The sequence below is a fragment of the Acidovorax sp. 93 genome (genome assembly GCF_003633835.1).
Classification (GTDB): Bacteria; Pseudomonadota; Gammaproteobacteria; order Burkholderiales; family Burkholderiaceae_C; genus Acidovorax; species Acidovorax facilis.
The window spans coordinates 1,628,526-1,650,228 of sequence record NZ_RBIT01000001.1 but is presented as its reverse complement, the minus strand read 5'-3'; the positions used below and the strand labels follow the sequence as shown (position 1 = coordinate 1,650,228).

At 66.4% G+C, this 21,703-nt stretch carries 20 protein-coding genes; 14 read left to right on the top strand and 6 right to left on the bottom strand.

Annotated elements, in window-relative coordinates; genetic code table 11:
- Positions 1–9: 9 nt before the first annotated feature.
- The 3 genes from C8C93_RS07445 to C8C93_RS07435 are packed head-to-tail and all read right to left on the bottom strand — an operon-like array spanning position 10 to position 5,144.
- A complete protein-coding gene (locus C8C93_RS07445) occupies positions 10–3,201 on the bottom strand; it encodes an efflux RND transporter permease subunit (RefSeq protein WP_121506421.1) in 3,192 nt (1,063 codons plus the stop codon).
- A 24-nt stretch (positions 3,202–3,225) separates the two neighbouring features.
- On the bottom strand, positions 3,226–4,413 hold the full coding sequence (locus C8C93_RS07440; RefSeq protein WP_121506420.1) for an efflux RND transporter periplasmic adaptor subunit: 1,188 nt from the start codon (positions 4,411–4,413) through the stop codon (positions 3,226–3,228).
- Positions 4,414–4,415: 2 nt separating this feature from the next.
- A complete protein-coding gene (locus tag C8C93_RS07435; RefSeq protein ID WP_121506419.1) occupies positions 4,416–5,144 on the bottom strand; it encodes a TetR/AcrR family transcriptional regulator in 729 nt (242 codons plus the stop codon).
- A 93-nt stretch (positions 5,145–5,237) separates the two neighbouring features.
- Between C8C93_RS07435 and msrA the strand changes: the two genes are divergently transcribed.
- Positions 5,238–5,777 carry a peptide-methionine (S)-S-oxide reductase MsrA gene (gene msrA / locus C8C93_RS07430; RefSeq protein WP_121506418.1) on the top strand — a complete coding sequence of 180 codons (540 nt, stop codon included), beginning with the start codon at positions 5,238–5,240 and terminating at the stop codon, positions 5,775–5,777.
- A 35-nt stretch (positions 5,778–5,812) separates the two neighbouring features.
- On the opposite strand, the gene C8C93_RS07425 is transcribed toward msrA, so the two are convergent.
- A complete protein-coding gene (locus C8C93_RS07425) occupies positions 5,813–6,745 on the bottom strand; it encodes an SAM-dependent methyltransferase (protein WP_158603252.1) in 933 nt (310 codons plus the stop codon).
- A gap of 199 nt (positions 6,746–6,944) precedes the next feature.
- Here C8C93_RS07425 and C8C93_RS07420 point away from each other — a divergent pair, with 199 nt between their 5' ends.
- From C8C93_RS07420 to C8C93_RS07380, 9 genes are all read left to right on the top strand, one after another.
- Positions 6,945–7,805, top strand: coding sequence for a helix-turn-helix domain-containing protein (locus C8C93_RS07420; RefSeq protein WP_121506416.1), 861 nt, complete (start codon positions 6,945–6,947; stop codon positions 7,803–7,805).
- A gap of 169 nt (positions 7,806–7,974) precedes the next feature.
- A complete protein-coding gene (locus C8C93_RS07415) occupies positions 7,975–8,400 on the top strand; it encodes a Fur family transcriptional regulator (RefSeq protein ID WP_121508690.1) in 426 nt (141 codons plus the stop codon).
- Complete coding sequence (locus tag C8C93_RS07410) at positions 8,397–9,080, top strand: ATP-binding cassette domain-containing protein (protein WP_121508689.1); 684 nt, start codon at positions 8,397–8,399, stop codon at positions 9,078–9,080. Before C8C93_RS07415 ends, C8C93_RS07410 begins: the two co-directional genes overlap by 4 nt.
- Positions 9,077–10,315 (top strand): FtsX-like permease family protein, encoded by a 1,239-nt coding sequence (locus C8C93_RS07405; protein WP_121506415.1) that lies wholly within the window; start codon positions 9,077–9,079, stop codon positions 10,313–10,315. Before C8C93_RS07410 ends, C8C93_RS07405 begins: the two co-directional genes overlap by 4 nt.
- Before the next feature lie 59 nt (positions 10,316–10,374).
- The gene (locus C8C93_RS07400; RefSeq protein WP_121506414.1) at positions 10,375–10,626 is read left to right on the top strand and encodes a hypothetical protein; all 252 of its coding nucleotides are present in this window, start codon (positions 10,375–10,377) and stop codon (positions 10,624–10,626) included.
- 60 nt (positions 10,627–10,686) lie between these two features.
- Positions 10,687–11,379 (top strand): DUF3299 domain-containing protein, encoded by a 693-nt coding sequence (locus tag C8C93_RS07395; protein WP_370108430.1) that lies wholly within the window; start codon positions 10,687–10,689, stop codon positions 11,377–11,379.
- A gap of 45 nt (positions 11,380–11,424) precedes the next feature.
- A complete protein-coding gene (locus C8C93_RS07390) occupies positions 11,425–11,907 on the top strand; it encodes a hypothetical protein (protein ID WP_370108429.1) in 483 nt (160 codons plus the stop codon).
- A gap of 281 nt (positions 11,908–12,188) precedes the next feature.
- Complete coding sequence (locus C8C93_RS07385; protein WP_233559259.1) at positions 12,189–14,327, top strand: TonB-dependent receptor domain-containing protein; 2,139 nt, start codon at positions 12,189–12,191, stop codon at positions 14,325–14,327.
- 171 nt (positions 14,328–14,498) lie between these two features.
- A complete protein-coding gene (locus C8C93_RS07380; RefSeq protein ID WP_121506411.1) occupies positions 14,499–16,121 on the top strand; it encodes a sensor domain-containing diguanylate cyclase in 1,623 nt (540 codons plus the stop codon).
- Between the two features lie 306 nt (positions 16,122–16,427).
- On the opposite strand, the gene C8C93_RS07375 is transcribed toward C8C93_RS07380, so the two are convergent.
- Positions 16,428–16,778 carry an RNA-binding protein gene (locus C8C93_RS07375; RefSeq protein WP_055401895.1) on the bottom strand — a complete coding sequence of 117 codons (351 nt, stop codon included), beginning with the start codon at positions 16,776–16,778 and terminating at the stop codon, positions 16,428–16,430.
- A 123-nt stretch (positions 16,779–16,901) separates the two neighbouring features.
- Positions 16,902–17,111 (bottom strand): hypothetical protein, encoded by a 210-nt coding sequence (locus tag C8C93_RS07370; protein ID WP_055401919.1) that lies wholly within the window; start codon positions 17,109–17,111, stop codon positions 16,902–16,904.
- 423 nt (positions 17,112–17,534) lie between these two features.
- Between C8C93_RS07370 and C8C93_RS07365 the strand changes: the two genes are divergently transcribed.
- The 4 genes from C8C93_RS07365 to C8C93_RS07350 all read left to right on the top strand — a co-directional run bounded on the left by C8C93_RS07365 (position 17,535) and on the right by C8C93_RS07350 (position 21,607).
- Positions 17,535–18,104: a hypothetical protein gene (locus C8C93_RS07365; RefSeq protein ID WP_121506410.1), complete on the top strand. Its 570-nt coding sequence runs from the start codon at positions 17,535–17,537 to the stop codon at positions 18,102–18,104.
- A 128-nt stretch (positions 18,105–18,232) separates the two neighbouring features.
- Positions 18,233–18,958 carry a response regulator transcription factor gene (locus C8C93_RS07360; protein ID WP_055401899.1) on the top strand — a complete coding sequence of 242 codons (726 nt, stop codon included), beginning with the start codon at positions 18,233–18,235 and terminating at the stop codon, positions 18,956–18,958.
- Entirely contained in the window at positions 18,955–20,346 is a 1,392-nt protein-coding gene (locus tag C8C93_RS07355; RefSeq protein ID WP_121420168.1) for a HAMP domain-containing sensor histidine kinase, read from the top strand. The genes C8C93_RS07360 and C8C93_RS07355 overlap by 4 nt, the downstream gene beginning before the upstream one ends.
- Before the next feature lie 166 nt (positions 20,347–20,512).
- Positions 20,513–21,607 (top strand): ABC transporter ATP-binding protein, encoded by a 1,095-nt coding sequence (locus tag C8C93_RS07350; RefSeq protein WP_121506409.1) that lies wholly within the window; start codon positions 20,513–20,515, stop codon positions 21,605–21,607.
- Positions 21,608–21,703: the final 96 nt, after the last annotated feature.

Genomic DNA, 21,703 nt, shown 5'->3' with positions numbered 1-21,703 from the left:
CCGTGACGATCAGGACAAACCCTCGATTTTAGAGGCCTTGGGAACCGCGCCGCCGCGTCCCATCTTGCGCAGTGCCCAGTTCGCCAAGTCGTCCATGTAGCAATACACCACCGGCACCACCACCAGGGTCAAGAGGGAAGAGGTAATGACCCCGCCAATCACAGCCTGGCCCATGGGCGCGCGCTGCTCCGACCCTTCGGACAACGCGAACGCCAGTGGCACCATGCCGAAGATCATGGCCAGAGTGGTCATCAGGATGGGGCGCAGCCGCACCCGGGCAGCCAGCAGCAAGGCGTCGGCACGGGGTAGGCCGGGCACGGTCTGGCCCTGGTCGTTCACGTGCTCCTCGCGGGCACGGATCGCAAAGTCCACCAGCAAGATGGCGTTCTTGGTGACCAGCCCCATCAGCATCACCACGCCAATGATGGAGAACATCGACAGCGTGGAGCGAAACATCAGCAGCGCCAGCACCACGCCAATCAGCGTAAGCGGCAGCGAGGTCATGAGCGCCAGCGGCTGCAAGAAGCTCTTGAACTGGCTCGCCAGGATCATGTAGATGAAGATGATGGCCATGGCCAGCGCCGAAATGGCATAGCCAAAGGACTCGGCCATGTTCTTGGTGGAGCCGCTGAACTGGTAGCGATAGCCGGGCGGGAAGCTCACTTCCTCCAGCGCCTTCTTGATGTCGTTCGACACTTCACCGGCCGAGCGCTTTGCCACGTTGGCGTTCACCGCCACTTCGCGGGTCAGGTCGCGGCGGTTGATCTGGTTGGCGCCGGTGGATTCGGTCACGCTGGCTACCTGGTTCAGGCGCACGATGCGCGTAGTGCCGTCGGTGGCCGCCAGGGCAAAGGGCAGGCGCTCCAGGTCGGCGGGCTGGGTGCGGGCTTCGGGGGCCAGGCGCACGTTCACATCGTAGGTCTGGTCATCGGGGGCACGCCAGTTGCCCACCGTGGTGCCTGCCACCAGGGTGCGCAGCGATGCTGCCATGGGCGCCACCGACAGGCCCAGGTCCGACGCCACGTCGCGCTTGACCTCCAGGGCGATCACCGGCTTGTTGGGCTTGGCGCTGGTGTCCAGGTCCACCAGCCCGGGAATGTCGCGAATTTTTTCGGTGACCACCTTGGTCAGGCGCTCCAGCTCCTGCAGGTCGGGGCCTTGCAGCGAGAACTCCACCTGCTTGTTGCCACCCACGGCGTCCAGCAGGCCCACGTGGGTGATGGTGATGCCGGGCACGGTCTTGAGGCGTTCCCGCAGCACGTCGGACATCTGGTCCACGCTGCGGCTGCGGTCCTTGCGGTCCACCAGGCGCACGTAGATGTTGGCGTAGATCTTGCCCTGGGCGCTGCCGGTGTTGATGGTGGCCAGTGTGTAGCGCACCTCCGGCATCTCGCGCAGGATGCCCTCCACCTGTTGTGCCTTGGCCTCGGTGGCCTCCAGCGACGAACCCACGGGGGTGTAGAAATTGAGCGAGGTTTCGGAGAAGTCGGCCTTGGGCACGAACTCGGTGCCCAGCAGCGGCACCATGAAGATGCTCAGCACAAAGATGGCCAGCGCAATCGCCATGGTGGTCAGCTTGTGCACCAGCGACCACCGCAGGATGCGCTGGTAGCCCTCGGCCAATGCATCGGTGGCACGGTCGAACCAGCCTGTGACGCGGCCAATGGTCTTGTCGTAGAAGGTGACGGGCTCGATCTTCTGGCCGTGGGCATGGATGCTCGGGTCGTGCCAGATGCTCGACAGCATGGGGTCAAGCGTGAAGCTCACAAACATCGAGATCATCACCGCCGCCACGATGGTGATGCCGAACTCGTGGAAAAACTTGCCGATGATGCCGCCCATGAAGCCAATGGGCATGAACACCGCCACGATGGACAGCGTGGTGGCCAGCACCGCCAGGCCAATCTCCTGCGTGCCATCCATGGCGGCTGCGTAGGCACCTTTGCCCATCTGCACGTGGCGCACGATGTTCTCGCGCACCACGATGGCATCGTCGATCAACAGGCCCACGCACAGGCTTAGCGCCATCAGCGTGATCATGTTGATGGTGAAGCCGAACATGTTCATGAACAGGAACGTGCCGATCAGCGCAATCGGCAGCGTCAGCCCGGTGATCACGGTGGAGCGCCAGGAGTTCAGGAACAGGAACACGATGAGCACCGTGAGGATGGCGCCCTCGATCAACGTCTGGCGCACGTTGTTCACCGCCACGCGGATCGGGCGGGCGCTGTCGCCAATGGTCTCCAGCCGCACGCCGGGAGGCAGCTGGTTCTTCAGCTCCACCACAGCGGCGTTCAGGCCGTCCACCACCTCGATGGTGTTTTCGCCCTGCGACTTCTGCACCGACAGCAGCAGCGTGCGCTGGCCGTTGTACAGGGCCAGACTCTCCACCTCCTGCGCGCCGTCGTTCACGCGGGCGACCTGGTCAAGCCGGACCGGCGCTCCGTTCTTGCGGGCCACGATGATCTTGCCGAAGTCCTCGGGCCGCTCCATGCGGGCGTCGATCTGCACCACGCGCTCCTGCGCGAGGGACCGGATGGAGCCCACGGGCAGGTCCTGGTTCTCGTTGCGCACGGCCTGCGCCACCTGGTCGGGGGTCACGCCAAACGCTTCGAGCGCCTGCGGGTTCAGGTAGATGTTGATCTCGCGCTTGGTGGCGCCCACCAGGTTCACGGCGCCCACGCCGCGCACGTTTTCCAGGCGTTTCTTCAGAATCTGCTCGGCCCAGGTGGTCAGCTCGACAGCGCTGCGACCGGATTTTTCGTCCGGCAGCACCGCCAGCGACCACACGGCGCGACTGGCCGGGTCAAAGCGCAGCACGCGAGGCTCCTTCACCTCGGTGCGCAGCAGGGGGCGCACAGTGGCCACCTTTTCGCGCACATCCTCGGCGGCCTTGCGGCCGTCGATGTGCAGCTGAAACTCGATGATGACAACGGCCGTGCCTTCGTAGCTGCGCGAGGTCAGGGCGTTGATGCCTGCAATCGAGTTGACGCCTTCCTCGATCTTCTTGGTGACTTCGCTCTCGACGATTTCCGGCGACGCACCGGGGTAGTCCACGGTGACCACCACCACCGGAAAGTCGATGTTGGGAAACTGATCAACCTTCAGGCGCTGGTAGGAGAACAGGCCCAGCACGACGATGGCGAGCATCACCATCGTGGCGAACACGGGGTTTTTAAGACTGACTTTGGTGAACCACATGGCGGGTCGGGGTAGTCAGGGTGATCAGGGAGCAGTGCGGGATGCCGCTGCCAATGCAGGTGCAGCAGCGGCTGTCGCAGCTGATGCGGCCACCGCCACGGCCGTGCCCTCGCGCAGCAGGCCGATCCGGCCCGCAATCACCACCGTGCCTTCGGGCACACCTTCGACCGCCACCAGGGTCTGGCCGCCCACCACCGCGCGGGTACCGGTCTTGACGGGTGCATAGACCACGCGGCCATCTTTCAAGGTTTGGAGGTAGGGGGCGGGCTTGTCGGTGCGCACGGCGTCCAGCGGCACGGCCAGCACATCGGCCCGCCCGGTATCGAGCGTTCCCTGCACAAACAAGCCTTGCCGCAGTGGCGTGGCGCCGGGGGCTTGCTCAACCCGCAGGTAGACGGGCACCGTGCGGCTGCCTGCCTGGGCGCTGGGGTTGATGCGCACTACGGTGGCAGGCACCGGGGCGGGAATGCCTTCAACGGTGAGCTGCGCCTTTTGGCCCACCTGCACCGCCACGGAATCCGCCGGGTTGAGCAGCGCTTCCAGCTCGAGCCGCGACAGGTCCACCACCTCGATGATGCGGGCGTCCACCGCCACGCGCTCGCCCGGCTGGGCCAGGCGCTGCGCCACCAGCCCGCTGATGGGGCTCTTGAGCACGGTGTCTTCCAGCGCCTTGCGGGCTACGTCGGCGGCGGCCACGGCAGCCTGGTGGCTCGCCTGCGCTGACTCCAGGCTGGCCTGCGAAGTGACCAGCGCCGTGGCCGAGATGAATCCCTGGTCCACCAGCGCGCGGTTGTTGGTGTACTGGCGCTGGTTGATATCCACCTGGGCTTTGGCGGCATCGGCCTGCTGCTGCGCCTGGCGCAGGCGGGCGTGGGCTTCGGTGGGGTCGATGCGGGCCACTTCCTGCCCGGCCTTCACGCTGTCGCCTTCGCGCACCGTCAGCCCCTGCAACTCACCGCCCACGCGCGCCTTGACCATGGCCGAGTCCACCGCCCGCAAGGCGCCCGATACGGGCACGCCCAGCGCCAGGTTCTGCCGCCGCACGGGCAGCACCTCGTCAGCCACCAGTTGCAAGGGGGCCTGGGCGCGTTGGGCCGTGGCTTCGGCCAGAGCCTTTTGCTGCACCTGCCGGGCCGCCATGGCCCGCCACACGCCCGCGCCGAGCAAGACAACGACGACGGCAGTCACCGTCCAGGGGATCCAGCGTTTCATGGTCAGGTGCCGCGCGGGGGCGGCGCAGAAGTAGAGGGTGAGGAGGGGGAGGGGGAGGGGGCGGAATGCTGCGCTGGGCGCACCAGCAGCCCGTTCAGCACGTTGTCGATCTGGGCATCGATGTACAACTCTGGCCGCAGGCCCAGCGAGTCTGGAATGCAGGCTCCCACCGAGTGTTTCCACATCATGAGGAAGATCATGGGCGCCAGAACCACATGCACGATGTAGTCCAGTGGCACGGGGCGGAACTCGCCGCGCTCGACGCCGCGCTCGACGATGCGGCGGATCAGCGCCTGCCCCGGCAGAATCACCTCCTGCTGGTAGAACTCGGTGATCTCCGGGAAATTCTGGGCCTCGCTGAACATCAGCTTGGTGATGCCTGAAGCCTTGGTGGCGCCGATGCGCTCCCACCACACCTGGTAGCAGTACCGCAGCAGATCGCTCGTCGTGCCGTCAAAGGATTCCAGTTCGTCACGCCACTCTGCAAAGCGGCCCGCGATGTTCTGGCGCACTACTGCCTTGAACAGCTCTTCTTTGCTGGGAAAATACAGAAACAGCGTGCCCTTGGACACCCCCGCTCGCGCCGCCACTTCATCCACGCGCGTGGCGGCAAACCCTTTTTCGACAAACAGGTCGAGCGCGGCCTCGAGCAGCTCACCCGGGCGGGCTTCCTTGCGGCGCTCGCGCTTGGTGCCAATGGGAGCAGAGGAGGGTAGGGACGTGGGAGGCAAAGGGAATTTCGTTAATGACTGACCGGTTAGTAATGTAGCAAGCGCGGGATGGGGCGTCAATTCATAATGGCCGGGTTTGAAGCGAGGATCCCCATGACTTTGCAAACCATCACCCTGGGCGGCGGCTGTTTCTGGTGCACTGAGGCGGTCTTCGACCGCGTGCGCGGCGTCACCGACGTGGAAAGCGGCTACACCAACGGCCACACGCTGAACCCCAGCTACGAACAGATCTGCCGGGGCGACACCGGCCATGCCGAGGTGGTGCGGCTGACCTTTGATGCCGACGAGATCAGCCTGCAGGAGGTGTTGGAAATCTTCTTCCACACCCACGACCCGACCACCCTCAACCGCCAGGGCAACGACGTGGGCACCCAGTACCGCAGCGGCATCTACTACGAAGACCCTGCGCACGGCGAGATTGCCAACGACATGATTCGCCAGATGTCGCAAGACAAGCTGTTTGGCGCGCCGATCACCACCGAGGTGAAGCCCCTGCAGAATTACAGCACCGCCGAGGCCTACCACCAGGATTACTTTGCGAACAACCCGAACGCGGGGTATTGCGCGTTTGTCGTGGGGCCGAAGGTGGAGAAGTTTCGCAAGACGTTTGCGCGGTATCTGAAGCCCGCATAGCGCCGCCCGGCCGGCGAAGGACATTGGCCGGCAGGTCACGCTCGCTGGGCCCCGCGTGGCCCGGCGACACGCACGCGCACGATTCCGCCCAGCAGTCCCCCCAGAGCGCGCTGCCAGAGCGTGGCTGGACGGTGTGCGAGCAAGGTGCTTCGGACCATGGCGGGTGTGATGACCTCGGCCGGTTCAAACCCGTGGTCGGCGAGCATGGCGTGCAATTGGGCATCGCCCAGCGTGCACCGCCAGGGTTCACCCATGCGGCGAAACCGCCGCCCCATCAGTGCCAGCCCCAGTTTGCGGCCCCACTGCGCGGCTGCGGGCCTGCGCACGTAGTCGAACACCAGCACGCTGCCCGGGGCCGACTGCGCTCCAATGCCCTGCAACGTGGCCTCGACCGCTGCCGGCGCCAGATACATCGTGACGCCCAGCCAGGCAAATACGGTGCGTTCGTGGCGCTCGAATCCGTGGGCCACCAGTTGCTCCATGAAATCCTGCCGTTCGAAGTCCAACGGCACATAGACAGCGCCCGGCGGCATCGCCAGTCCTGCCTGCGCTGCAAGGCCCTGTTTCCATGCCTGGGTGGCGGGGTGGTCCACTTCGAACACGCGCTGCAGACCCGGGGGCCACTGCTTGCGCAGGGCAAAAGTGTCCAGGCCCGCACCGAGCAGCACGTACTGCGTGGCGCCGTCTTCGACGGCCTCGCGCAGCGTGTCTTCGGCAATCCGGCTGCGGATCACCAAGGCGCCGCGCATGGCCTGGGAGAAGCTCCCTGCGTCTCTGCCGCGGCTGCCGGGGCCGTTTCCCTCCAGCGCCGCGCGCACCTGCACCGCTTGCGTGGGGCCCAGGATGTCCAGTGCCAGGGGGTCGTGAAAGATTTCCGCGCCGTCGAGCAGTTGGTGCCGGGCGCGGGCAATGCCACAGAGCAGGGCGGTGTGGCTGGGCCGGGCAGAGGCCAGGAGCGGTGCGCCCATGGCGACGTTAGCGCGGGACAGGGGGGCGGGGTGGATTGGTGGTGGTGGCTGCATGGTGGCCGCTATTCTGAGATGGGGTCACTACAGCCGTCTTGAACTTTTTCGCCAATCTTTTCGCCTGTATCTCCAAGGCTCTGTTTCCCTGACCCGGGTTTCCGGCAACTTGTACCCGCCCTGCGCCTGTTTACGATAAGCGCCCATGCGCATCCGTCTCCAGCTTCCCTTTGCCGCCGTGGCGCTGCCACCCGCATCGCTGGCGGGCAGCATTCGGGCGTATATCACCAAGGACACCTCGGGCTCGCCCCGCAAGGGAGAGAGCATCAACCGCTATCCGGCGTCCGTGTACTGCGGCATCGCGTGGTTCCTGGAGGGGAGCTCCGAGCGCGTGGAGCCCGGCCTGCCATCGCTGCAGCCCCTGCCGAGTACCTTGCTGCTCGGACCACAAACGCGGCCATGGGTGACACGCAACCCCGGCCCGGTTCGCACCTTTGGCGTGGTGTTCTACCCCCAGGCCTTCCACCGCCTTACCGGCCTGGACATCAGCACCCTGGTGGACGGCATGTTCCCCGTCCACGGCGTGCTGCCCCCCGACTGGATAGCCCTGTGTGAACAGGTGCGGCTTGCCCCGGACGACACCGCGCGAATGGCGCTGCTGGAGGCGTTCGTGGCCCGCCATGCCCACGCACTGCAGACCAGTGCGCCATCGGTGCGTGCCACCGCCACTCGCTGGCTGCATGAATTGCAGGTGCATGCCTCGGCCCAGGGCCTTGGGGGCAGCCTGCGCAGCCTGGAGCGCCATGCCCGCACCTGGGCGGGGCAATCGCTGCGGCGGCTGGGCTGGCTGTCGCGCGCCGAAACCACGCTCATGCAAGCGCGCCAGCGCAGTGAGGCCTCTGGGCAGGCCCCGCGCTGGCAGGATGTGGCGCTGGACGCAGGCTACGCCGACCAGTCGCATCTGTGCCGCGAGGCTCAGCGCGTGACCGGCGAGAGCCCCGCAGAACTGGCGCGGCGGGTGCAGAGCGAGGACGAAAGCTACTGGCTTTACCGCCTCTGGACCTGAAAGTGCTGCACTGGCGATCGTGACAGTGCCAATGCGGGGGTTGGGCAGGGAGCCTTGGGGCGTGGATGCATAATGCAACCCGATTGCGTTACTTGTTTCTATCCCTTGCGCCATGCCCGCCGCCACGTCTTCGTCTTCACACCGCGCGCCCTGGTCGCTGCCCTCTGGCATGCGCGCCACCCGCGCCACGCGGGCGCTGGCGGCGCTGTATGAAGCCCGGCCTGACGCGGCGCTCTCCGAGCCCGAGGTGGAGGCCGCCCTTGCCAGCGCTGGGGCTCCCGTCAACAAAGTCACCGTTTACCGCATGCTCGACCGCTTTGCCGCTGCTGGCCTGCTGCACAAGCAGGTGGACGCTGCCCGCGTGACCCGGTATGCACTGGCACCCCAAGGCGAAGAGGGCACAGCCCCCAGATTCGAATGCGACGACTGCCACCGCCAGTTCCGCCTCTCGCAGGGATCGGCCAAGGTGCAGACCGCCCTCAAGCAGGTGCTGCAGGCGCTGGCCACGGCCGGGCATGAGAGCCTGGCGGTGGACATTGCCGTGCACGGCCGATGTGCTGAATGCGCCCACCCGGCCGGGGGCGCTGCCGCATGATCCGCACCCGAGGCCTTTCCTACACCTATGCCACGGGCGGCGCCGCGCCGCTGCGCTTTCCGGATGTGGACCTGCGCCAGGGCGGCACGCTGCTGCTGCGCGGGCGCTCGGGCACCGGAAAATCCACCTGGCTGGCGCTGATGGCCGGCCTGCGCGGTGCCAGTGGCGGCGACCTGTTTGTGGCGGGCACCCAGCTGGGCACGCAGCGGGGGGCCGAGATCGATGTCTGGCGCGCGCGCAACATCGGCTTTCTGCCGCAAAAGCTGTACCTCAGCAGCGCACTCACCGTGGCGGACAACCTGGCGCTGGCGTACTTTGCAGCCGGGCTGCCGCGTGACGATGCGGCCATCCACCGCGCGCTCACCCAAGTGGGCGTGGCCGAACTGGCCGCCCGCAAGCCGCACCAGCTCTCCGGCGGGCAGGCGCAGCGCGTGGCTCTGGCGCGGGCCGTGCTGCTGGCGCCGCAGGTGCTGCTGGCCGACGAGCCCACGGCCAGCCTGGACGACGAGGCCGCCGCAGACGCGCTGGCGCTGCTGCAGCACAGCGCCGCCGCCTGCGATGCCAGCCTGGTGATTGCCACGCACGACCAGCGTGTGGTCCAAGCCCTGGCCGGTGTGCAAACGCTGGATTTGAATGAAATCGGCGCCCAGCGCTTGATGGATAAGCGCGAGCAGCTATGAATTCAGGAGTCTTCAAACTGGCGCGCCTGTCATGGCGCTACCTGTGGTCCCGGCCTTTGGCGGCTGTGCTGAACCTGCTGGTGCTGACGCTTGGCCTGGCCGCCATCACGCTGGTGCTGCTGGTGGCCACGCAGCTCGACAAGGCGTTTGAGCGTGATCTGAGCGGCATCGACCTGGTAGTGGGCGCCAAGGGCAGCCCGCTGCAGCTCATCCTGGCGGGCGTGTTCCACATCGACGTGCCTACGGGCAACATCCCCCTGCAAGAAGTGCAGGCGCTGCAGAAGAACCCGCTGGTGGCGCAGGTCATCCCGCTGAGCCTGGGCGACAGCTATCAGGGCTACCGCATCGTGGGCACCACGCCCGATTACGTGGCGCACTACGAGGCAACGTTTGCTGAGGGCGCGCTGTGGCAGCAACCCATGGACGCGGTGCTGGGCGCCAGCGTGGCGCGCGGCATTGTCAAAAGCAGCCATGCGGGCGCACCGCTGGTGGGCGCCACCTTCATCGGCAGCCACGGCCTGGGCGGGGGAGGGCACGCGCATGGCAACCACCCCTATCGCGTGAGCGGCGTGCTGGCGCCCTGCGGCTGCGTGCTCGACCGGCTGATCCTGACCAGCACCGAATCCGTCTGGATGGTGCACGAGACCGCTACGGCCACCGATGCCGAAGACCTGGAAATCTTGAAAGAAGAGCGCGAAGTGACCGTGGCCCTGGTGCGCTACCGCACGCCCATGGCCGCCATCACGCTGCCGCGCCAAATCAACAGCGACACCGCCATGCAGGCAGCGGCGCCCGCCATCGAGGTCACCCGCCTAATGCGCCTGCTGGGCGTAGGGGCCGACGTGCTGCGCGCCTTTGGCGGCGTGCTGCTGGCGGTGGCCGCGCTGAGCGTGTTCATCGCGCTGTGGAACGCCGTGCGCGAGCGCCGCGCCGACCTGGCCATGCTGCGCATGCTGGGCGCGCCCCCGGGCCGCGTGGCGGGGCTGGTGCTGTGGGAGGCCCTGTGGCTGGCCGCGATGGCGTCTGTGCTGGGCCTGCTGCTGGGCCACGGCCTGGCCCATGGCCTGGGTTGGGCACTGCAGGCGCAGGGGCTGCTGCCGGTCACCGGCCTCATCTGGCTGCCCGCCGAAGCGGGTGTGCCGCTGATGGCCGCCGGTGTGGCGGCGCTGGCGGCGCTGCTGCCCGCCATGCAGGCGTACCGCACGGACGTGGCCGACCTGTTAAGCCAGCCCTGATGCAGCCATCGAGTTCTGTCCTCTAAAAACCGTCCACCAACCAATCTGAAAGGCCTTCCATGAAAAAGCTCCTCACCGCACTCGCCCTGGCCCCCATGCTGCTCGTCGGCGCCCTGGCGCACGCCCAGGCCCACAACGACAAAGAGACCAAAGAAGACATCGCCCGCCACCGCGCCATGGCCGCCGCCCACGAGGCCGCCGCCAAGTGCCTCGAATCCGGCAAGGGCGAGGACGTCTGCCAGAAGGAACTCCAGACTGCCTGCAAGGGTCTGGCGATTGGCAAATACTGCGGCATGAAGCACGCGCACTGAGGCGATGGGCCTCCAGGCCCACTACCATTTCTGAAAACGCTACAGATCAGGTTTCCCGCCATGGCAATCCACCCCGCTCACCGTCATCCCGCAGCACAACCCGATGCCCGAGCCAGCCGCACCCGCACTGCCCGGCACGCCTGTGCGTGGTTGGCGCTGGCCTGGGCGGGGGCCGTACTCGCACAGTCGCCGACCGCTGCGCCCACGGGCAAACCAGCGCCGGGGGAGTTTGAACGCGCGACCGGAAAAACGCCCGGTGCCGCGCCCACCACCGCACCCGCGCTCTCATCCCCTTTGCCTGCGGGCGCGGGCACCGCCATGCCATCGGGCGTTGCGTCGGGCAGCGGGGCGGGCTACCACAGCCCCAACAGCCCCATTGCGCCGCTGCCCCAGCGCAATGACGTGGTGCCGTGGTCCGTGCTGACCGACCTGACCAAAAAGACCACCAAGGACGGCATCCTGCCCGTGTTCAACGACGCGCAAAAGGGCATGGACAAGACCACGCAGCGCATCCAGGGCTTCATGGTGCCGCTGGATGCCAAGCCCACGCAGACCCACTTTCTACTTACCTCCGTGCCAATGACCTGCTCGTTCTGCACGCCGGGCGGGCCAGAGAGCATGGTCGAGGTCAAGGCCAAGACCCCCGTGCGCTACTCGCTGGAACCGGTGGTGGTGGAGGGCAAGTTCACCGTGCTCCCCAACGACCAATATGGCCTGTACTACCGCGTGGTGGACGCGGTGCCCGTGAAGTAATTCCGCCGCCTTTTCCCCGATCCCGCTGCCTGCCTTGTTCCTCTTGTGACCCCGTTGTTTCCAACCCCACTGGCCGCCCTGTGGCGCCGCCTGCGCCAGCAACTGCCCACGCAGGCCGCCCTGGCGTGGCTGCTGCTGGCGCTGGTGGTGGTGCCCACGCTGGGGCGCCTGCACCAAGTGGAGCATGCGGAGGGGCTGGAGCAGATGCGTGCCGGTCACGCGGTGCAAGCTGCGCAGCAAGCCGACGCACACCACAGGCTCGCAGCCGCTTCGCTGGCAGCTGATGAGGACGCGGCCCCGTCCACCGAGGCAGACCACACCCACGGGCTGCTATCACTGCTCCTGGTCCCCCACGCGGCCGTGGACTGCCTTTTGCTCGACCAGCTCGCGCTGGGCGACGCACTGCACAGCGCCCCCCAGGCGCTGCCCACCCTGGTGCCCGCGCAGGCACCGCCGATACAACATGCTGGGCGTTCTACGGCCCCGCACGTTGCGCTATTCCAGGCGCGTGGCCCGCCCACGGCCTGACCGCAGCAAACCGCCTACGCGCCCACCGCATCGCGGGCCGGGCCGCCAACGCCTTGCCCGGCCTTGCAGGGCTGCGCTATCGCGCTTTGCCCATTTACTCCTGATTCCATAGCTGCTCGCGCTTGATAGACAAGCGCTGGCGGCCATTTTTAGTCAAATTTTCATGCCCAGGGCGAGGAAGCCATGTGTCTGCGTGCCGGCCCCGCCAGCACCGGTGCATGCACCACGCCCCTGCGCATGGGTTCCCGCACACGTTCAAGCACCCGTTGCCACACCGCACCATGACCCACACCACATCCCAACCTCGCCGCCCCGTCGTTGTTCTTCGCGCCTGTCCCACCCTCCACCCCGTGGCCCTGGCCGCCATGCTGGCGCTGACGGGCACCGGCGTGGCGCACGCGCAAGCCGCGCCGGTGGGCGCGCCTGCCGACAACAGCGCTGCGGCCCCCGCCAGCCTGCCGCCCGTCACCGTCTCGGCCAGCGGCCTGCAACTGGGCGCCAATGAGATGACCACGCCGGTCACCGTGCTGGAAGGCGATGAACTCGTGCGCCGCCGTGAGGCCACCCTGGGCGAAACGCTGAACAGTGAGCCCGGCATCACCAGCAGCCACTTCGGCGCCGGTGCCAGCCGCCCCATCATCCGGGGCATGGACGGCCCGCGCGTCAAGGTGCTGAGCGACGGCGCCGAGCTGCACGACGCCTCCACCATCAGCCCCGACCACGCCGTGGTGTCCGAGCCACTGCTGGCCACACAGATCGAAGTGCTGCGCGGCCCCTCGGCCCTGGTCTACGGCAACGGCGCCGTGGGCGGCGTGGTCAATGTGCTCGACGGCAAGATCCCCACTGCCGTCCCGCAAAAGGGCTACGAGGGCAGCGCCGAGCTGCGCGCCAACTCCGGCGCGCGTGAAAAAGCAGGTGCCTTCTCGCTGACCGGCGGCGCTGGCAACCTGGCCGTGCATGTGGAAGGCGTGGCGCGCGATGCGGGCGACTACCGAGTCGGCAAGGGCTGGGCGCCCGAGGGCGAACCCACCCGCAAGGTGCTGGGCAGCTTCAACCGCACCGACACCGGCAGCGTTGGCCTGTCGTGGGTGGGCGAGCGCGGCTACCTGGGCGCCGCCTACACCCGCCAGACCGCCAAATACGGCCTGCCGGGCCACAACCACAGCTTTGAAGGCTGCCACACGCACGGCGACCACCTGCACTGCGGCGCGCACGAAGAGGAGGAAGACGGCCACGACCACGGCGCCGAAGAACATGGCGACGTGCCGGTGGTTCAACTCGCCAGCGAACGCTTCGACATCCGCGGCGAGCTGCGCAACCCTTTCGCCGGCTTCTCGGCCTTACGCCTTCGCGCGGGCGTGACGGATTACGTGCACGACGAAGTCGAAGACGGTGCCATCAGCACCACCTTCAAGAACAAGGCCTACGACACCCGCATCGAGCTGCAGCACGCGCCCATTGCAGGCTTCAAGGGCGTCATCGGCCTGCAAACCTCGCAGCGCAAGTTCAGCGCCGAGGGCGAAGAAGCCTACGTGGAGCCCACCATCATCCGCAAGCTGGGCTTGTTCGCGCTGGAGGAATACCGCCTGGGCGACTGGCGCTTCGAAGCCGCCCTGCGCCACGACCGCCAGACGGCCGAAGCGCAAACCAGCGGCATCGAACGCAGCCACAACGGCACCTCGGCATCGCTGGGCGCGGTGTGGAAGTTCACGCCCGGCTACCAGGTCGGCACCTCGTTCACCCGCGCCAGCCGCGCCCCGTCGGCCGAAGAGCTGTATGCCAAGGGCCTGCACATGGCCACCAGCACGTATGAGCGCGGCAACGCCGACCTGAAGTCCGAGATCTCGCAGAACATCGACGTGAGCCTGAAGAAGACCAGCGGCGACACCACCTTTGGCGTCAGCATCTTCCGCAACCGCATCAACAACTACATCTACGGCCGCACGCTCGATGAAGTCGATGGCCTGCAACTGCTGCAATACAGCCAGGCCGACGCCACCTTCACCGGCATCGAAGGCCAGGTGCGCCAGCGTCTGAACCGCAACCTGGGCATCACGCTGTTCGGCGACACCGTGCGCGCCACGCTCGACGCAGGCGGCGGCCGCCTACCGCGCATCCCCGCCACCCGCGCGGGCATCCGCCTGGACGCCAACTGGCAAGCCTGGGAAGGCCAGGTCGAATGGGTCCAGGTGGCCCGCCAGAACCGCGTGGCCGAGTTTGAAACCGCCACGCCCGGCTACGGCATGCTGAACCTGGGCGTCAGCTACAACGGCCAGTTCAGCAGCGGAACGCCGTGGCAGGTGTACCTGAAGGCGAACAACCTGACGGACCGCCTGGCGTATGCGCACACCTCGTTCATCAAAAATGCCGCGCCGTTGATGGGCCGCAATCTGACGGTGGGGGTGAAGGTGGCGTTCTGACGGGTGAAGCCGTCGTGATGTGAGCGAGCCAGCGGCGGAGGAGGGCGTTACTGGCTTGCGCTGTTTGGCTGTCCGAAACCACTGAAACCAAGGGGGCTCAAATGCCCGGGACCCGTGCCATACTTGATCTCACGTGGTTGATTTCGCTCCCTTTTTTTGCAACAGCCCTGCATGCCTCCCACTCCCGCGCCGTCCGCAAAACTGCTGCAACTGTTACCCGAGGCGGTGGTGCAAACCGATGCGCTGTGGGAGATCACCTATCTGAACCCGGCGTGGCACAAGCTCACCGGCCATTCGGTGGCGGCGGCGCTTGGCAGGTCTTTGCTGGAGTTCGTGCATCCCGACGACGTCGGCACCATGCGTTCGGGCATGCCGGTGTTCCGCTTGCGATTTGCCGATGCGGACTATCGCTGGGTGCGTCTGCAGTTCCACCCGGAGACGGATGCGGCGGACCGGGTGATCAGCCGCCAGGGTGTCCTGATCGAGATCACCGAGGTCACCGAACAGGTGCTGGTGGAAGTTCGCCAGCGCTTTCTGCGCTTGCTGGAAACCATTGATGGCGTGGTGTGGGAGGCTGAAATCGGCGTGGGCAATACCTTCCTGAGCCCGCAGGTCGAACGCTTGTTCGGCTACTCCGTGGAGGAGTGGCGGGCTGACCCGGGCTTCTGGCGGGCGCACGTACACCCCGACGATCTGGAGGAGGCCCTGCGCATCGACGATGCCGCTTACAACGCCACGCACAGCCATGCCTACGAGATGAGTTATCGGCTGATTGCCAAGTCCGGCAAGGTCGTGTGGGTGCGCGATCTGTGCCGCGCGGTGGTCGAGCCGGGGCGGCCGAACCGCATGATCGGCCTGATGATCGACGTGACCCAGCAGAAGAACACCGAGCTCGAGTTGTTGCGCTCCGAAAACCGCTATTCGCTGGCGACGCGCGGATCCAATGACGGCATCTGGTATTGGGACTTGCGAACGGACGCGCTGCATGTGTCCGGGCGTTTTCTCCAGATCGTCGGACTGGGTAGCGCCGATCTTGTGCATGACGGAGGCTGGCGCTTTTTGGAGCAGCTCATCGATACCGAGGATCGCGAGCGCGTGCAGGAGGCCTACCGCAGGCACCTGTCGGGAAACAGCCCGAACTTTTCGGTGGACTTCCGCGCGTTCCACGGAGCAGGGCGGCTGGTGTGGGTCAATTGGCGCGGGCTCGCCGAGTTCGAAGAGGGTGTTCCCGTGCGCATGGCGGGATCGTTGAGCGATCTGGCCGAGCGTGGCAGTTCCTACGATGCGCTGACCAACTTGCCCGGCCGGCCGTTGTTCCGCGATCGCCTCGCGCAACTCATCGCGCTGCACCAGAACGAGGTGGTGAATGGAGGTGGCGTTCCGATACGCGATGGAGCCACGATGTTCGCCGTGCTGCTGCTGGATCTCAACGGGTTCAAGGCCGTCAATGACAGCTACGGGCACCATGTGGGTGACCAGCTCTTGCAACAGGTGGCGCGGCGGCTCGAATCCTGCGTGCGGGCTGTCGATCTGGTCGCCCGCATGGGTGGCGACGAGTTCAATGTGCTGTTGGAGTCCATCGATCCCGCTGAAGCCCGCCAACGCGCGGAGCAGATTGCCGCCGCCCTGGAGGTACCTTACGTCATTGGCAGGCACACCGTGATCAGTGGTGCGAGCATCGGATTGGCCAGCAGCGCATCCAGGCTGGCGACGGTCGACGACTACCTGCGCGCTGCAGACACCGCCATGTACCGGGCCAAAAGTCAGTCATTGGGCGTTTGCGTGTTTCAGTAAGGCGTGCCAGGGGCAATTGCCTGCGAGCGTCGCATGGCTTGCCTTCCTCGTCCCCTTCTGGTTTTCGGTGGTTTTGCTGGGGTGCTTCCAGTGCGCTTTTGCCTGGGACCACGGGGTGATTGCTGCCTGATGCCTGATGCCTCCATTGGATGCTGGCAATCGAACATGTTTTCGGACTTGTGCGCTTAGCCATCAAGCGCAAGCAGCTACTCTATTGATAGCAACTGAAACCCTGCGTATCCTATGGATGCGAGGCGAAAAAAAACCGGCTCCTCAGAACCGGTTTTTCACAGAGGGTTGCCTGGATCAGTAACGACCGCCGCCGAAGCCACCCGTGCCGTAGCCAACGTCCGAGCGTGTGCTCGCACTGTAGCCGCCGGCCTTGTAGCCACCGGCGCCGCCACCTTCTTCACGGGGGCGGGCCAGGTTCACGACGATCGAGCGGCCGTCAACGGACATGCCGTGCAGGGCGCTGATGGCGGCCTGGGCGACTTCGGCGGAGGCCATTTCCACAAAGCCGAAGCCCTTGGATCGGCCGGTTTCGCGGTCCATCATGACCTTGGCGGAGGAGACCCGGCCGAATTCGGAAAAGTTGCTTTCCAGGGTGGAATCGGTCACGGAGTAGGGCAGGTTGCCCACGTAGATTTTGCTGCTCATGGTTGAGCCTTTCTGAAATGTGGTGCGCAACGAAGGGCGTACCGTTGGGATGCAGCTGTGCGGATCGAGTGTCCGCAGCAACTGGGATGGGTGGATGGGATCTGCAGGTCGCAGATCAGGTCATCAGCACGTTGGGGGGTGCGGCATGCACGTTTGCAGCCAGCCCTGGGTGACTGCAAAGAGCCGGGCGGCTTCGCGCGAGGCAAAGGCTTTGTCAAAACGGAACACGCGGCAGTAGCTGCCGTTGCCCTGAGAACGATGGACCGAGAAGGAGGCGCGGAAGCGGCCGCAGTCGGTCGGATGTGTCGTGGGCGAAACGACGTACTTGCCCATGGAAATGGCGGTCTGTGAAATCTGGATCAATCAGGATCGCAGGCGTGGAAATCGACCTGCGTGAGCATCAAGGGACGCAGTGGGCTGCAGCTCTACAGACCCAATGAGCAACCACAAAGGTCGCAAAAGGCGGCCTGCCTGGGGCGGATTACCACCCTGAACAGGCGTTGCGGTGACTGCGCGCATCAAGAGCCGTGACTGCAACCGTTCAATTATATCTCAAATGGAATTTGTTTTTGCTTCAATATTCTAAAAAGTTTTAAAAGTGCTGCCTTGCCTGGCGGCACTGATCACCCGGCCCGTGAGGCATCCCCGGGCGCCTCCTGCAGCTACCATCTATGTAGCAAATGGCAACAATGCCCCCACTGGCTGGCACCAGCAAAACCTGGTGCAGCGTCTTCTATCAATCTTTCGATTGGTGGCATGGGTTCCGGTCCCGATCTCTCTGCGGTCGATGCGGGCGGGCTTTTTTCCTACCGGAGCAGCGTGCAGATGAAGGTTTTTCAGAAACATGCCGTCAGCCAGGGCGGGATCAGCCCCGGCGATGCAACCCACCTTGTGCTGGTGGGCGGGCTCCCCGGGGCGGGCAAGACCCATGCGGCCGAGCGCCTGCAGGCACTGGGATGGACGCTTTACGACGATTTTCAGAACAAGGCGGTGGGTGATTCGGCCCACTTCAAGGATTCCAGGCACTACGCAGACTTGGTGCTGAGCCTGCGTGCTGGCCGTCGCTGCGTGGTCAGCGACCTTCGCATGGTTCACAAACCCTATCGCAAGGGCGCGGCTGCGGCGCTGTTGCGAGATGCCGTACGGATCACCTCGGAGCTTCACCTATTTGAAAACGACCCGACGCAATGTATCCGGAACGTACGCAGTGCGGGGGATGCGCTGCGCGAAACCCTGCGCCTGAAGGAGATCAAGCATTGGACCCGCTATTTTTCAGCGCCGCCCGAGGCCGTGTTGCACCCTGTATGGCGGCCACCCTGTGACTAGCCCGGAAGATGTGCGCGCCCGTGAGGCCGATGCGGCACATCCTTCATGGCAGACGCTTTCGTCTTGCTTTCAAGGTCCTTGGGTATAACCACAGTGGCCGGGCTCAGCGCAGGCGGCATGATCGGGGCATGAAACTGCTGTTGGTCGAGGACGATTTTGATCTGGCCGGTGCCCTGAGCCGCAGCCTCGTGGCGCGCGGTTTTGAGGTGCTGTGCTGCGCCGACGGCAAAGAGGCCCTGGCGGCGGCGCGGCGCACGGCCTTTGATGTGATCACGCTGGACCTGTCTTTGCCGGGCCTGGACGGGCTGGAGGTGCTGCGACGCCTGCGCGATGGCGGCAGCACCACGCCCGTGCTGGCGCTCACGGCCCGGGCGGCCGTCACCGACCGCGTGGCAGGGCTGGAGGCTGGGGCGGACGACTACCTGGCCAAGCCGTTTGACCTGGACGAGCTGGTGGCGCGCCTGCGGGCCCTGACACGCCGTGTAGGACGCGACGGGCAGTTGCGCTGTGGTGCGCTCCACCGCGACCCGGCCAGTGGCGCGTTCTACAACGAGGCACTGCCGCTGGAGCTGTCGCAGCGTGAGGCGGAGCTGCTGCGCCTCTTGATGTCGCGCATCGACCGCGTGGTGAGCAAGGAAGAGCTGCGCACCCAGGTGTTTGCCAACACCGATGAGCAGGTGCAGGCCGATGCGGTGGAGGTGGTGGTGCACCGCCTGCGCAAGAAGCTGGTGGGCACCAATGCCGAGATCGTGACCCTGCGCGGCGTGGGCTACCTGCTGTGTGATGCCGACAGCATGGCCGCCCAAAAAGGCGACAAGGTCGACAAGGCCGAGAAGGGCGGGGCGCTCCGGTGAACACGCCGTGGTGGCAGCGCAGGCCCTGGCGCCCGCGCGGAGGATCGCTACAGCGGCTGCTTCTGGTGGGCCTGCTCGTGCCGCTGTGGGCGCTGGTGGCCCTGGTTGCCACGGTGCAGGTGGTGCAGCAGGTACGGCACAACGCAGCCGCGCAGGATGCCGTGCTGCACAGGGCGCTGACAACCTGGCCGACGGTGTTGCAGCCGCAGGCCGGTGCATCCGCCATGGAGCAAGCCCCTGCGGTCTGGTTCCGCGAAAGCAGCCTGGACGGCGAGCGCCTGGCGGGCAGCGCCGACCTGCCGCGTGTACCACCCTCTGAGCCCGTGCAAGGGCAGGGCAGCGTGCACTTTTACCTGGCGCAGGTGGGCGACCAACTGGTGCGCGTTGCCGCCACGCTGCACCAGCCGGCGGTGGCTGGGGGCGGGCAGGGCGCCGCCCCGCCGGTGGTGCGCCAGGTGGCGCGGCCGTTCAGCGAGCGCCTGCCCAGTGTGGCCCGCCTGATGGATGAAGGCGCGGGTTTGCGCCCAGTGGTTCTGCTGGCCCTGGCCATGACGGCGGTGGCGATGGTGCTGGCGCGCATCGCGTCGGGCTGGCTGCTGCACGCGGATGTGTCGCTCACTCCGCCAACCCAGCCGGGTGCAGGCGGCACCGGCCAGGGCTACGAAGGCCCGTCAGAGCTGGCGCCTGCCGTGCAGCATTTTGGTGAGCTGCAGCAAAGCCAGAGCCGATGGATCGAGGAGCAGCGGCGTTTTCTGGCCGACGCCACGCACCAGCTGCGCACCCCCATGGCGGTGCTGCGCACGCAGCTGCAGTCGGCCATTGCGGGCGATGTGCTGGTGGCCGATGCGCTGCAGCAGATGCTGCACACGGTAGACCGCGCCTCGGGCCTGGCCAACCAGCTGCTGAGCCTGAGCAAGGTGGAGCAGCTCCAGCGCATGGGCGAGCTGCCCAGCGTGGATTTGAACGCCATGGCCCGCGAGGCCGTGATGGAGCTGGCGCCACTGATCGCCGCCAAGCGGCTGGACTTTGCGCTGGAAGGCCCCGATACGCTGTGGGCCCCCGGCGACGCGGCGCTGCTGGGCGAGCTCATGCGCAACCTGCTGGCCAACGCCATCCACCACACGCCCGTGCATGGGCGGCTGGGGGTGCTGCTGCGCAACAGCACCGGGCGGCGCGAGCTGCTGGTGTGGGACGAAGGCCCTGGCATTGACGACGCCGTGCGACAGCGGTTGTTCCAGCCGTTTTCGGCAGGGCAGGGCGGGGTGGGGCTGGGGTTGTCGATCTGCCGGCAGATTGCCGAGGCGATGGGCGCCCAGGTCATGCTGTTCAACCGCATGGACGCAGGGCAGGTCATCGGTGTCGATGCCGTTGTTGCCTGGCATGAATAGGAAACCCCCTGTGTCGCCTGCGGCGCCTTCCCCCTGGGGGGACGCAGCCCTCGCTGCCGGGCGGCCCTTGCTCGGCTGCTCTGGCGCAGGGCGCGCCGGTCTCTTGGTTCAGGGGCCTGGCAGTGCTACGGGCGACTGAGATGGCAATAACCAGAACCTACGGACCATGACGAACACCGCTGCCCCCCACGGCATTGAGTTCCACAGCGTTTGCAAGCGCTACGGCCCGTCTGCCGACGCCCCGCTGGTGGTGGACCACATCAGCTTTGTGGTGCCCCGTGGCACGCTCACCACCATCCTGGGGCCATCGGGCTGCGGCAAGACGACCACGCTGCGGATGATTGCCGGGCTCGAATCGCCCACGGCGGGTCGCATCTTCATCGACGGGCAGGACGTGACAACCCTTGGCCCGGCGCAGCGCAATGTGAGCCTGGTGTTCCAGAGCTATGCACTGTTCCCGCACCTGAACGTGATCGACAACGTGTGCTACGGCCTGCACGGGCTGCACCTGCGCCCGCCGCAGGTGCGCGACAAGGCCCGCGCCATGCTCGACACCGTGGGCCTGCAGGGCCTGGACCTGCGCAGGCCCCATGAACTTTCGGGGGGGCAGCAGCAGCGCGTGGCCCTGGCCCGGGCGCTGGCGCTGGAGCCCGCCGTGCTGCTGTTTGACGAGCCGCTGTCCAACCTGGACGCCCGCTTGCGGCGCGCCATGCGCGAAGAGATCCGCGCCCTGCAGCAGCGCCTGCGCTTGACGGTGGTCTATGTAACCCACGACCAGAGCGAAGCCTTGGCGGTCAGCGACCAGATTGTGGTGATGGACAAAGGCACCATCGCCCAGTGCGGCGCGCCCAGCACGCTGTATGAGCAGCCCGCGTCCGAGTTTGTGGCGGGCTTCATGGGCGAGGCAATGCTGTTCGAGGGGCACATCCATGCGCTCAATCCGGCGGATGGGGAAAGCCCGGCGGCTGGCAGCCATGCCCGACTCGGCCCTTTGCGCGTGCCATCGCCAGCATCCCTCGCCCCCGGCCCGGTCAAGATCGCCGTGCGGCCCGAAGCCTGGGTCATAGGCCCCGCCACCTCCAGCGGGCTGGCCGCCCGGCTGACCAAACGCACCTACCTGGGCAGCGTCATGGAATACACCTTTGCGAGTGCGCTGGGCGAGATCTTTGTGGTTTCGCCCCAGGTGGAGCTGCCGCTGGATGTGGGCGCACCGGTGAGCCTGACGCTGGCAGACCACGGGGTGTCAGTGGTGGCGGGGTGAGATGCACTATGGCACGGACAATCCACCACGCACCAGCACACCGACTGCCGGGCATGAAATATTCAAGCAAAATGGGCACTGGCGCTTGATGGATAA